Origin of the sequence: Pseudomonas grandcourensis (genome assembly GCF_039909015.1) — a bacterium.
Lineage (GTDB): Bacteria > Pseudomonadota > Gammaproteobacteria > Pseudomonadales > Pseudomonadaceae > Aquipseudomonas > Aquipseudomonas grandcourensis.
This window is the reverse complement of sequence record NZ_CP150919.1, coordinates 1,839,204-1,852,024: the sequence shown is the minus strand read 5'-3', so window position 1 is coordinate 1,852,024 and position 12,821 is coordinate 1,839,204. Positions and strand designations below refer to the sequence as shown.

General features: G+C 58.8%; 12 protein-coding genes. 4 read left to right on the top strand and 8 right to left on the bottom strand.

The genetic code is table 11. From position 1 onward, the window contains the following. Positions 1-197: 197 nt before the first annotated feature. The 4 genes from AABM52_RS08210 to AABM52_RS08195 all read right to left on the bottom strand — a co-directional run bounded on the left by AABM52_RS08210 (position 198) and on the right by AABM52_RS08195 (position 4,897). A complete protein-coding gene (locus tag AABM52_RS08210) occupies positions 198-1,502 on the bottom strand; it encodes an IS4 family transposase (protein WP_347911262.1) in 1,305 nt (434 codons plus the stop codon). 337 nt (positions 1,503-1,839) lie between these two features. Continuing rightward, positions 1,840-3,498 carry a cation acetate symporter gene (locus AABM52_RS08205; RefSeq protein WP_347911261.1) on the bottom strand — a complete coding sequence of 553 codons (1,659 nt, stop codon included), beginning with the start codon at positions 3,496-3,498 and terminating at the stop codon, positions 1,840-1,842. After that, a complete protein-coding gene (locus tag AABM52_RS08200; protein WP_056721673.1) occupies positions 3,495-3,806 on the bottom strand; it encodes a DUF485 domain-containing protein in 312 nt (103 codons plus the stop codon). Before AABM52_RS08200 ends, AABM52_RS08205 begins: the two co-directional genes overlap by 4 nt. Positions 3,807-4,045: 239 nt before the next feature. Beyond that, positions 4,046-4,897: a glycine betaine ABC transporter substrate-binding protein gene (locus AABM52_RS08195; RefSeq protein WP_347911260.1), complete on the bottom strand. Its 852-nt coding sequence runs from the start codon at positions 4,895-4,897 to the stop codon at positions 4,046-4,048. 288 nt (positions 4,898-5,185) lie between these two features. On the opposite strand from AABM52_RS08195, the gene AABM52_RS08190 reads away from it, so the two are divergent. Beyond that, on the top strand, positions 5,186-6,781 hold the full coding sequence (locus tag AABM52_RS08190; protein WP_347911259.1) for a beta (1-6) glucans synthase: 1,596 nt from the start codon (positions 5,186-5,188) through the stop codon (positions 6,779-6,781). 141 nt (positions 6,782-6,922) lie between these two features. On the opposite strand, the gene AABM52_RS08185 is transcribed toward AABM52_RS08190, so the two are convergent. Beyond that, positions 6,923-7,291, bottom strand: coding sequence for a hypothetical protein (locus AABM52_RS08185; RefSeq protein ID WP_347911258.1), 369 nt, complete (start codon positions 7,289-7,291; stop codon positions 6,923-6,925). A gap of 225 nt (positions 7,292-7,516) precedes the next feature. Between AABM52_RS08185 and AABM52_RS08180 the strand changes: the two genes are divergently transcribed. Further along, complete coding sequence (locus AABM52_RS08180) at positions 7,517-8,815, top strand: serine/threonine protein kinase (protein ID WP_347911257.1); 1,299 nt, start codon at positions 7,517-7,519, stop codon at positions 8,813-8,815. Then, a complete protein-coding gene (locus AABM52_RS08175) occupies positions 8,808-9,596 on the top strand; it encodes a VacJ family lipoprotein (RefSeq protein WP_347911256.1) in 789 nt (262 codons plus the stop codon). The genes AABM52_RS08180 and AABM52_RS08175 overlap by 8 nt, the downstream gene beginning before the upstream one ends. 61 nt (positions 9,597-9,657) lie before the next feature. Here AABM52_RS08175 and AABM52_RS08170 read toward each other — a convergent pair whose 3' ends face one another. Further along, positions 9,658-10,572, bottom strand: a complete 915-nt coding sequence (locus tag AABM52_RS08170) for a DUF808 domain-containing protein (protein ID WP_347911255.1) — start codon at positions 10,570-10,572, stop codon at positions 9,658-9,660. Positions 10,573-10,706: 134 nt separating this feature from the next. On the opposite strand from AABM52_RS08170, the gene AABM52_RS08165 reads away from it, so the two are divergent. Continuing rightward, positions 10,707-11,315 (top strand): TetR/AcrR family transcriptional regulator, encoded by a 609-nt coding sequence (locus tag AABM52_RS08165; protein ID WP_015096199.1) that lies wholly within the window; start codon positions 10,707-10,709, stop codon positions 11,313-11,315. Positions 11,316-11,441: 126 nt separating this feature from the next. Here the strand turns inward: AABM52_RS08165 and AABM52_RS08160 are convergent, their stop codons facing one another. After that, on the bottom strand, positions 11,442-11,900 hold the full coding sequence (locus tag AABM52_RS08160; RefSeq protein WP_347911254.1) for a transposase: 459 nt from the start codon (positions 11,898-11,900) through the stop codon (positions 11,442-11,444). Positions 11,901-12,111: 211 nt separating this feature from the next. Continuing rightward, a complete protein-coding gene (locus AABM52_RS08155; RefSeq protein WP_015096201.1) occupies positions 12,112-12,552 on the bottom strand; it encodes a heme-binding protein in 441 nt (146 codons plus the stop codon). Positions 12,553-12,821: the final 269 nt, after the last annotated feature.

Here is a 12,821-nt window from a genome sequence, read left to right as displayed (position 1 = left end):
ATGGGCGCGCAGCGCCGTTCGACGCAGTCGAACTCATTGCATGTAGGTCGAAGCGAAGCCGACCGGAGGGCAATGCCCCCGGATGAATACCGGAGCGAAGGAACGCCGAGCCTTAGCGAGGGGCCGGACGCAAGGGGCGAGACCTTTGGTTCCTTTGGGGCGTTTGCCAAAGGGACTCGCCGTAAGGGCCAGCCCTTTCAAGGTGTTTTCGCTTTATGGGCTTTGAGCACCCGGTCAGTCGACACATGAGCATGCGCAGCTTTGCCGTCCAGCCACTCCTTGGGTTTGGCGATTTTGGGACCACGTATGCTTTTGGCGACCTGTTTGGGCTTGATGTTCCTGGCCAGCGCCAACAGACGCTCCGCCAGCGTTTCCGAGGTCGTTTGGAGTGATAGATAGTCCGAGGGCAACGCGATCTGCATGCCCTCATAACCGCTGCGTACTTGCACGGCCAGATGGAAGATCGAAGCTTCCCAGCCTTCGGGCAATGTCTCGCGATGAGCCTGCTCCACGCTGCGTTTGAGCACTGCCAGGACGTTGTAGGCCAAGATCGCTGAAGCAAAACCCAGCAACGCCGCCCGCGGAGCGCCAAGGCTTTCGATTTCACTGTCCAGCACCGATTCCAGGCGCTGGAACATCCCTTCGATACTCCAGCGACGACGGTATAACTCGGCGATCTGCCCGGCGCTGACGGTGTCTGGCAAGTTGCTCCAGAACCACATCACAGTGTCGCCTGAGTCAGTAGGTGCCTGTAGGTTCAGTTCAACTCGGCGCCAGCGGTGACCACCTTTGAGTTCGATGATTTGCTCGCGCACCGTTCCGGATTCGATGGCCACAGATTCTTGCCAGCCGCCTTCCTCAATCAACCGTGGATGCTTGCTTTGCTGGCGAATAATGAAAGAAGCGCCCGCTTCCTCGCAGGCTTGCATGACGGGCAGCGTGCAGTACAACCGATCAGCCATCCACAGCTGGCCCTTAGTGGCGCAGGCCAACAACGGCAGCACGCTGACGCGCTCACTCGCGTAGGCATCCTCGCATGGCTGCAAGTCGACAATCTGATCCCGGTCCGGGTCGTAGACCACTACTGAAAACCCTGGTCGCGCCGCACCTCGTTCACGCCGCAAGGCCCCCAAGCGTTTTTCGGTAGATGGCAGGTGATTGCCGTCAACGATGCGCAGCTGCCAGCCGGGCAAAATGGCTGAACAGCCCAACTCTTTTATCGTCGGAGCCAAGCGCTCGGCGCTTCCTGTAACCAACGCCCGCAGCAACGCGGGCTCTGTGCGGCTGACCTTGTCATAGAGCGCCGCCAAGGTAACCGGTAGCCCCTCCATTTGCCGGGCAGCGGCATGCAAAGAAGGGCGCAAACCTAATGAAACAAGGGACATCAGCTCAACGATGGTCGAAAACAAAAGCTCACGCGGGTATTGGCGTTGACGGTGTTCTTCAAACACCTGATCAACCCATTCGGCAGGAACAGCCTGCTCCAGTATCAATTTAGTCATGACACTGGCCGGTGTCTTTTTTTCAAACCGCGCTAGAACTTCTGCCCACATCGTTTTCGTCACCCTGACTGGAGTTTTGGGGGGAGTTTAAACGAAGACCTTGAAAGGGCTGGCTGTAAGAGCGGAACCATAAGTCGTCGTTACCGCAGGAATGGATATGTACACAGTCAACAAAAGACAGGTCGGCTGTCAGGCCGCCTTCGCGAGCTGGCTAGTTCCTACAGTAAATCGGCACACCCACGAAATTCAGGTCGATTACCGCCCAATAAAAAAATGCCCCGATCTCTCGACCAGGGCATTTCCATTCAACACAACTTAAACAGTCAAACCCAAACGCTTAGTGCGAAACAGCACCACTTGCACCCAGGCCAGTCTGCGAACGAACAAACTGCGGGAAGAACAACGCGCGCTCGTTATCAGCAGCCGTCGACTTATCGGTAACCGAGAAGAACCAGATCCCGACAAAGGCAATCATCATCGAGAACAGCGCCGGGTACTCATACGGGAAGATGGCCTTCTCGTGATGCAGGATCTGCACCCAGATGGTCGGGCCAAGCACCATCAGGCCCACAGCACTGATCAGGCCCATCCAGCCACCGATCATCGCACCGCGTGTGGTCAGCTTTTTCCAATACATGGAAAGCAGCAGGACCGGGAAGTTGCAGCTCGCCGCGATGGAGAACGCCAGGCCCACCATGAACGCAATGTTCTGGCTCTCGAACAGGATACCCAGACCAATTGCCAGCACCGCCAAGGCGATGGTGGTGATTTTCGAGACGCGAATCTCGTCCTTCTCGTTGGCCTTGCCCTTCTTGATCACGCTGGCGTACAGGTCGTGGGACACCGCCGAAGCACCGGCCAGGGTCAGACCGGCAACCACTGCCAGAATGGTCGCGAACGCCACCGCCGAGATGAAGCCCAGGAAGATACTGCCGCCCACCGCGTTGGCCAGGTGCACCGCCGCCATGTTGTTACCGCCCAGCAAGGCGCCAGCCGCATCTTTGAAGGCCGGGTTGGTGCTGACCAGCAGGATCGCGCCGAAGCCGATGATGAAGGTCAGGATGTAGAAGTAACCAATGAAGCCGGTTGCGTACAGCACGCTCTTGCGGGCTTCTTTTGCGTCACTCACGGTGAAGAAGCGCATCAGGATGTGTGGCAGGCCAGCGGTACCGAACATCAGCGCCAGACCGAGGGAGAACGCCGAGACCGGATCTTTCACCAGGCCGCCCGGGCTCATGATCGCTTCAGCTTTCGGGTGAACCTTGATCGCCTCGGAGAACAGCATGTTGAAGTCGAAATTGACGTGCTTCATCACCATCAGTGCCATGAAGGAGGCGCCGGACAACAGCAGCACAGCCTTGATGATCTGCACCCAGGTGGTCGCCAGCATGCCGCCGAACAACACGTACATGCACATCAGGATACCGACCAGGATCACCGCAACGTGGTAATCGAGACCGAACAGCAACTGGATCAGCTTGCCGGCACCGACCATTTGCGCAATCAGGTAGAACGCCACCACCACCAGCGAACCGCAGGCGGACAGCGAGCGGATCTGGGTTTGCCCAAGGCGATAGGACGCCACGTCGGCAAAGGTGTATTTACCCAGGTTACGCAGGCGCTCAGCGATCAGGAACAGAATGATCGGCCAGCCCACCAGGAAGCCGATCGAGTAGATCAGGCCGTCGTAGCCGGAGGTGAACACCAGCGCGGAAATACCCAGGAAGGACGCAGCCGACATGTAGTCACCGGCAATCGCCAGACCGTTCTGGAAACCGGTGATCTTGCCGCCGGCTGCGTAGTAGTCGGCTGCCGAATTATTACGCTTGGAAGCCCAGTAGGTGATGCACAGGGTGGCACCGACGAAGGCGACAAACATCAAGATCGCCGACACGTTAAGGGGTTGTTTCTGCACAGCGCCGGTCAGGGCATCAGCGGCCCAAGCGCCAGGTGCGAACGCTGCGATGCTCAACAGAGCCATTAGACGCCGGATCATTGCTGAGCCTCCTTGAGAATCGCATTGTTCAGGTCGTCGAACTCGCCGTTGGCGCGTCGTACGTAGATACCGGTCAGGATGAAGGCCGAGAGAATCAGACCGACACCGATCGGAATGCCCCAGGTTATCGATGATTCAGGGCTGATTTTCGCCCCCAGTACATGCGGCCCGTAAGCAATCAAAAGGATGAATCCGGAGTAAAGCCCTAGCATGATCGCTGAAAGAATCCAGGCGAATCGTTCCCTCTTGCTAACCAGCTCCTTGAAGCGCGGGCTGTTTTGAATCGAGAGGTAAATGCTGTCGTTCATTGTTTTTATCCTCGCAGCACAGATTTAGTTGGAACGGTATCCACTCTATGCGGCTGCGGGGCAGGTTCCAGACGACCTTAGTCTTAGAACCCCATGACAGATTCGCCAATTTCCAGCACGTACAAAATAAATGTGGGAGCGGGCTTGCTCGCGAAGGCGTCTAATCAGTCGACAACTCAGTCAACTGACAGAACGCTTCGCGAGCAAGCCCGCTCCCACAGGTTAAAGCGAGGCGATTGTTACTTGATCCAGTCAGCCACACGCTCAGGGTGTTTGGCGACCCAATCCTTCGCAGCGGCTTCAGGCTTGGCACCGTCCTGAATCGCCAGCATGACCTGACCGATTTCGTCCTTGGAGGCCCACTGGAAGTTCTTCAGGAACTTGGCCACTTCCGGCGCCTTGGCCTCCAGGCCCTTGCTGCCGATGCTGTTCACGGTTTCAGCCGCGCCGTACACGCCTTTCGGGTCTTCGAGGAAGCGCAGTTTCCACTTGGCGAACATCCAGTGCGGTACCCAGCCGGTGACGGCGATGGATTCGTTTTTCTTCTCGGCACGGGTCAGCTCGGCGATCATGCCAGCGCCGGAACTGGCCTTGAGTTGATAGCCGGTCAGGTCGTAGTCCTTGATTGCCTGGTCGGTCTTGAGCATCACGCCTGAACCGGCGTCGATGCCGACAATGCGGTTCTTGAAGGTGTCGTCGGTCTTGAGGTCCTCGATGGACTTGGCCTTGACGTACTCCGGCACGATCAGGCCGATTTTCGCGTCCTTGAAGTTCGGGCCGTAGTCGACGACCTGATCCTTGTTCTTCGTCCAGTACTCACCGTGGGTCACCGGCAGCCAGGCCGACAGCATGGCGTCGAGTTTACCGGTGGCCACGCCCTGCCACATGATCCCGGTAGCGACGGCTTGCAGCTTCACGTCATAACCGAGTTTCTGCCTGATCACTTCAGCCGCCACGTTGGTCGTGGCGACACTGTCCGACCAGCCGTCGACATAACCGATCGTCACGTCCTTGCCGGCCGCGCTCGCCACGGTCGAACTGATCGCCAGCACCAAAGCCGCACCTGCGCCCAAGAGTCGTCGCATCTTCATCGTTACTTCCCCGAAAGTGCTGCGCTCGACGGATGCCGAGTCGCTTAAACGTATTGTTATGGTGCACAGCGCCCCCATCACGCCCACCGCAAACTCGTTCGAACATCAGCGGAGTACTGACACTTGCGATAATCAACCTGACGCTCATGGCGACCTGCTCTGCCAGCGACCTCAAGGCATCGAGAAACGACATCAGAAAGCCATTAATCCTCAGCGCAACAAACACCCCCCGCCAATCCGCCCGAACTTTGCATGTCAAAATCATGCAGGCCACCAAGCACGCGGTAAATGCAGGTAACATGCGCCGCTTTGTTCCCACACGGCCTGACCATGTCCGCGATCTCCCGCTTCCCTTTTGCTGCTTATCTATTCGCTTGCCTGCTCGGGCTGTTTGCCCTTGGCGGATTCTGGTACGGCCTCGGCAAACCGGTGATCCTGCCGGACGTCGCCAGCGCGACGCACAAACTGCAATGCGCCTCCTACACCCCGTTCGACAAGGATCAATCGCCGTTTGACGTGCCATTCAACTTGCGCCCCGAGCGTATGGATGCCGACCTCGCGCTGCTGTCCAAAAGCTTCGAATGTATCCGCACCTATTCCATGACCGGCCTCGAAGCCCTGCCGGATCTGGCGCGCAAGCATGGCTTGAAGCTGATGATCGGCGCCTGGGTCAACAGCAACCCGGTGGACACCGAGAAAGAAGTCGACCTGCTGATCGCCTCGGCCAACGCCAACCCGGATGTGGTGAGCGCGGTGATCGTCGGCAACGAAACCCTGCTGCGCAAGGAAGTCACTGGCGCGCAACTGGTGAAGCTGATCAACAAGGTCAAGAGCCAGGTCAAACAGCCTGTCACCTACGCCGACGTTTGGGAGTTCTGGCTCAAGCATCCGGAAATCGCCCCCGCCGTGGACTTCCTGACCATTCACTTGCTGCCGTACTGGGAAGATGATCCGTCGAACATCGACGCCGCCCTGCAACACGTGGCCGACGTACGCCAGGTGTTCGGCAACAAGTTCGCGCCCAAGGATGTGCTGATCGGCGAAACCGGCTGGCCAAGCGAAGGTCGCCAGCGTGAAACCGCCCTGCCGAGCCGGGTCAACGAAGCCCGATTCATTCGCGGCTTTGTCGCCATGGCCGAGCAACAGGGCTGGCATTACAACCTGATCGAAGCCTTCGACCAGCCCTGGAAACGCGCCAGTGAGGGTGCGGTTGGGGGTTACTGGGGGCTATTCGACGCCGATCGCCAGGACAAGGGCGTGCTGGCCGGGCCAGTGACAAACGTACCGTACTGGTCGCAGTGGCTGGCGGTGGGCGGCTTGATCTTCATCGGTACCTTGCTGCTCGGTGGCCGGGTCCGCACGACGCGTTCGGCACTGGTGCTACCCCTGCTCGGTGCGCTGGCGGCGTGCTCGATTGGCGCCTGGGGCGACCTGGCACGGGTGACCACGCGCTTTACCAGTGAATGGCTATGGGTCGGATTGCTGACCGCTCTGAATCTGCTGGTGCTGACCCATGCCGCGCTGGCACTGAGCCCTCGTGGCGGTTGGCGCGGACGGGCTTTCAACCTGCTTGAGCGCCGTGCTGGCTGGCTGGTTGCAACGACAGGTTTCGCGGCAGCCGTGATGATGCTGGAACTGGTGCTCGATCCACGTTATCGCAGCTTCCCGAGTGTCGCGTTCATCGTGCCGGCGCTGGTGTATCTGTGCCGCCCGGTGAACGTGCCGCGCCGCGAGATTGCATTGCTGACCTTCATCATCGGTGCCGGCATTGCACCACAGCTGTTCCGCGAAGGCTTGCAGAACCAGCAGGCCTGGGGCTGGGCGCTGGTGAGTGTGTTGATGGTGGCTGCGTTGTGGCGTTGCCTGCGGGTTCGCAAGGTTTAACTCTTTAGCGACCCGACCGGCCTCATCGCGAGCAAACTCGCTCCCACAATTGATCTTTGTCGCACACAAATTTTGTGTTCACTGAAGATCTACTGTGGGAGCGACGGTGCGGCGATCCGACTTGCTCGCGATGACGGACTATCAGGCGCTCCGGGAAGCCCGAACCAACCGCAACCCCGCTATCACCACCGCAAACACCGCCAGCGTGGTGTTGTACAACGCCAGCGCCGGAAACCCGAACACCAGCGCCAGCACCGCCAGCAACCACCCTGCCCGCCCAGGCACAACGAAGCCGACGATCGCAGCCGCCAACGCAGCCCATCCAAGGACTGCGAAGTGAATCATCAGCCCCAGGTTCGAACGCACCTGGCATTCCCAACGACTCGCTTCATCCACGCAAATGCCGACCCACTGCGCATCCTCCATGAAGCTGTAACGTGCGCCATAACTGGCGGCCAGCCAGACAGGCTGTAAAACAAGCAGCAGGATCACGGGCAGGCGGCGGGACATGAAACACTCCAATTGGCGAAAAACGGCGGCCAGCTTAATCGCCCTCAAGGGTTTCGCAAGCGATAACAACTGTTAACTGGTCATTCAATCGCTGCAAAGTGTATCGTCCAGCTACTATTACTTCGAAATCAGGCCTGTTTGGTGCCGAGGGTTGGCACTTTGGCGCAAATCCGGTGGTCATAGCCTGCGAAATTCATTCGGCACCTTCTTCTAAGGGATCTAGTCATGCTCCGTTCCTTGCGCTTCGCTGCCCTGTTTGGCAGCCTTATACTGAGTGCGTCCGCACTGGCGGTCGACATTGACGCCGCCAGTTATGGCTACCCCCTGACCAACCCGTTCGAGGCGACCATCGCGACCACGCCGCCGGACCTGCGTCCGGAGTTGCCTCTGGACAACGACATCGATCAGACGGTGCGTAGCGTTACCTTGCGCCCGGAACGTGCGTTCGAATTGCCGGACAATTTCTGGGCGGTCAAGAAACTCGACTACCGTATTGCCACGCAGGATCACGCCGCACCGCTGATTTTCCTGATCGCAGGCACCGGCGCGCGCTATGACAGCACCCTGAACGAATACCTGAAGAAGCTCTATTACAAAGCCGGCTACCACGTGGTGCAGTTGTCATCGCCCACCAGCTATGACTTCATGAGCGCCGCATCACGCTTCGCCACGCCGGGTGTTACCAAGGAAGACGCCGAAGACCTGTACCGGGTGATGCAGGCCGTACGGGCACAGAACCCGAAAATGCCGGTCACCGATTACTACCTGACCGGGTACAGCCTGGGTGCACTGGACGCCGCTTTCGTCGCGCACCTGGACGAAACCCGCCGCAGCTTCAACTTCAAGAAAGTCCTGCTGCTCAACCCGCCGGTCAACCTCTACACCTCGATCACCAACCTCGACAAGCTTGTGCAAACGGAAGTCAAGGGCATCAACAGCAGCACCACGTTCTATGAACTGGTACTGAACAAACTGACCCGCTACTTCCAGCAGAAGGGCTACATCGACCTCAACGACGCCCTGCTCTACGACTTCCAGCAGTCCAAGCAACACCTGACCAACGAACAGATGGCCATGCTGATCGGCACCTCGTTCCGCTTTTCGGCGGCCGACATTGCCTTCACTTCGGACCTGATCAACCGTCGCGGCCTGATCACCCCACCCAAGTTCCCGATCACCGAGGGCACCAGCCTCACGCCGTTCCTCAAGCGTGCGCTGCAATGCGACTTCGACTGCTACATCACTGAACAAGTGATCCCGATGTGGCGCGCCCGCACCGACGGCGGCAGCCTGCTGCAACTGATTGACCAGGTGAGCCTGTATGCGCTGAAGGACTACCTGCACGAAAGCCCGAAAATCGCTGTGATGCACAACGCCGATGACGTGATCCTCGGCCCTGGCGACCTGGGCTTCCTGCGCAAGACCTTCGGTGATCGCCTGACCGTTTACCCGTACGGCGGCCACTGCGGCAACATTAACTACCGCGTCAACAGCGACGCCATGCTGGAGTTCTTCCGTGGCTAAATATCTCCTGCTTTTCGCAGCGTTACTCTGTGCAGGCGTCGCCAATGCCGACAACAGCAAGGCCAATGCCCCCGTGGTCGTCGACAGCGATGGCTTCAAGGAGCCGCTGAGCAAACTCAAATTCAACCCGGGCCTGGATCAGCGCGAGTTCGAGCGTTCGACGCTCAACGCGCTGGCCGTCTACGATCCGCTGGAAGAGTGGAATCGGCGCGTCTATCACTTCAACTACCGCTTTGACCAATGGGTGTTCCTGCCGGTGGTCAATGGGTACCGCTACGTCACTCCGAGCTTCCTGCGTACCGGCGTCAGCAACTTCTTCAACAACCTTGGCGACGTGCCGAACCTGTTGAACAGCCTGCTGCAACTCAAGGGCCAGCGCTCGCTGGAAACCACCGGGCGACTGCTGCTCAACACCACCATCGGCATCGCCGGCCTGTGGGACCCGGCCACCGCCATGGGCCTGCCGCGCCAGAGCGAAGACTTCGGCCAGACCCTTGGCTTCTACGGCGTACCGGCCGGCGCTTACTTCATGCTGCCGATCCTCGGTCCGTCGAACCTGCGTGACACCGGCGGCCTGGCGGTGGATTACACGGCCGAGAATGCGATCAACTTCCTCAACGTCGCCGAAGTCAGCTCCAACCATCCGGAAGTCTGGATCCTGCGCGGCATCGACAAGCGCCACCAGACCAACTTCCGCTATGGCCAGATGAACTCGCCATTCGAGTACGAGAAAGTGCGTTACGTGTACACCGAAGCGCGCAAGTTGCAGATCGCCGAATAAATAAGGCAGCCGAAAAACACTGTGGGAGCGAGCTCGCTCCCACAGTTGTTATGTGTTGCCTTCAGCCCTTCAGCGTCTTCCAGATCTTGCTGACAGCCATCACGCCAACCAACACCACCGCCCCTGCGACAATCCCCGCCACGCCATTGAGCAACACCGGCACGACAAACCCGCCGCCACCCGCCGCCGCACCGACACTTTCGATCCAGTGATGCACCACCGGCACACCGTGCGTAAGGATCCCGCCGCCCACCAGAAACATCGCCGCCGTACCAATCACCGACAGGCTTTTCATCATGTACGGTGCCGCACGCAGAATCCCGCCGCCGATGCTTTTCGCCATCTGCCCAGGCTTTTGGGTCAACCACAGGCCCAGATCGTCGAGCTTGACGATACCCGCTACCAGGCCATAAACGCCGACGGTCATGACAATGGCAATGCCCGAAAGCACGATGATTTGCTGGGTCAATGGAGCGCCGGCCACGGTGCCGAGGGTGATGGCGATGATTTCCGCCGAAAGAATGAAATCGGTACGGATCGCGCCTTTGATCTTGTCCCTCTCGAACGCCACCAGGTCGGTGGCAGGGTCGGCCACGGCCTCGACCAACTGCGCATGCTCGGCGACGTCTTCAGCCTTGCTGTGCAGGAACTTGTGGGCGAGTTTTTCGAAGCCTTCGAAGCACAGATAGGCGCCACCGACCATCAACAGCGGTGTGACCAGCCACGGAATGAATGCACTGATCGCCAGCGCCGACGGCACCAGGATCAGTTTATTGATGAACGAACCCTTGGCGACCGCCCAGACCACCGGGATTTCCCGCTCGGCACGCACGCCGCTGACTTGCTGGGCATTGAGTGCCAGGTCGTCGCCGAGTACGCCGGCGGTTTTCTTGGCGGCCATTTGGGTCATCAAGGACACGTCATCCAGCACGGCCGCGATGTCGTCGATCAGCACCAGCAAACTGCTTCCTGCCATGAATCGGGTTTCCTTCTGCAATGAATGCGCAGCAGCATAGCGCGACACAAGAGCCTTCGGTGCATTCTTGAGCGCCGCGCGAGGCCGGTGATACCATGCGCAACCGCCAGAACAGGCAAGGAATCACCCGGTTTATGAGCACTATCCGCGAGCGCAACAAACAACTGATCCTGCGTGCCGCCAGTGAGGAATTCGCCGACAAAGGCTTCGCTGCGACCAAAACCAGCGACATCGCAGCCAAGGCGGGATTGCCAAAGCCCAACGTCTACTACTACTTCAAGTCCAAGGAAAACCTCTACCGCGAGGTTCTGGAAAGCATCATCGAGCCCATCCTGCAGGCTTCGACCCCGTTCAATCCGGACGGCGAGCCCGGTGAAGTGCTCAGCGGCTACATTCGCTCGAAGATCCGCATCTCCCGCGACCTGCCTTTCGCCTCCAAGGTGTTCGCCAGCGAAATCATGCACGGCGCCCCCCACCTGAGCAGCGATCTGGTCGAACAGCTCAATGGCCAGGCCAAACACAATATCGAGTGCATCCAGACCTGGATCGACCGCGGCCAAATTGCCCCCATCGACCCCAACCACCTGATGTTCAGCATCTGGGCCGCGACCCAGACCTACGCCGACTTCGACTGGCAAATCACCGCCATCACCGGCAAGGCCCGGCTGGATGAAGAAGATTACGAAGCGGCGGCACAGACGATTATCCGGTTGGTGCTCAAGGGGTGTGAGCCGGAGCGGTAGAATGAGTGAATCCAAATCGCGGGCAAGCCCGCTCCCACAGTTTTCAGTGTTGAATTCAAATTCTGTGAACGACACATATCCCTGTGGGAGCGGGCTTGCCCGCGATGGTGGCAACTCAGGAGTGGATCAGACCCAAATCGCATCCCACAACGGATACTCGCCAAGACGCTCTACAAGCCCAGCCCGCAACGGATTGGCCACAACATACCGCGCCATCTTCACCAAATCCTCATCTCGCCTCAGTGCTCGATCGTGATATCCCTGTTGCCAGAGTGGCCCGCGCCTGGCACTGGAAAGGTTCACCTCCCGAGTAGTGAGTGACTTGGTTTTCCGCATCAGACTACTGAGTGAGCATTTCTCCAATTCCACCAACCAGTGGAAATGGTCAGGCATGACAACCCAAGCCAATGAGTTTGCCAATCCCAGGCTTTGTGCCTGCCGAAACTGATGCACCACCAATCTGCCCAAAGCGTGATCGGCAAAAACCGGTTCACGGCCAAGCGTATTGGTGGTCAGTAAATAGATTCGATTGGGTTCGGCATAGCGCCCCGTGCGCAGGCGATGTGAAGCAGGTGAATAAGGCATTCCCTTGCCACTCTCATGATGAAGTCATGAGAAGGCTAGCCCCGGAAATGCTGGAAGGTAATGCAGACTTTTAGCTGGATGTGTCTCGTCGATAGCAATCGCGGGCAAGCCCGCTCCCACAGGGTCTGTTGGCGCACATAAAATATGTGAGCACCATCGATCCTTGTAAGAGCGAGCCTGCTCGCGATGGCATTAGATCAGGCGCTACAGATCAAGCCGCCACCCCCGCATCCGCCACCAACCCCAACGCCTCGATGGCATTGATCGCGCACTGCTCGTCGACATCCGACAGATCGCCGCTGATCCCCACCGCCCCCAGCACGTTCCCGTCCTGATCGCGAACCAGCACACCACCCGGTGCCGGCACGACGCTGCCCTGCCCCAGGCTGTTCAACGCGGCGATAAACGCCGGGCGTTGCTGGGCGTCCAGCGCCAGCAGGCGTGAACCCTTGCCCAGTGCGATGGCGCCCCAGGCTTTGCCGATGGCGACGTGCGGACGCAGCAGGCTGGCGCCGTCTTCGCGTTGCAGGGTGATCAGATGCCCTCCGGCATCCAGTACCGCAATGGTCAAGGGTGCCGCAGCGATTGCACGCCCTGCGGTGATGGCCTCGTTGACCAGGTTGACTGCGACTTTCAAGGTTAAAGCGCTCATGGTGCCGTCCTCATTTTGTTTTTCGGAAAGTCGGTGGGCTGCGGCACAAGTGCGCGCTTGCGTCGCAGCCCGATGCAACAAATAGAACACAATGAATTATTTTTTTGTATACAATAATTCTCGAAAGGCGCCACATGCGACGAAAAGCCACAGCAGAACGGGCTTCCGACGAATGAAACAAGCGCTTGAGAAAATGGATTGACCTGCGCCGTCCGCCGTGAATACACTCTGCGCAAAGCCACTTGTATACAATTACAAAACGTAAAGAG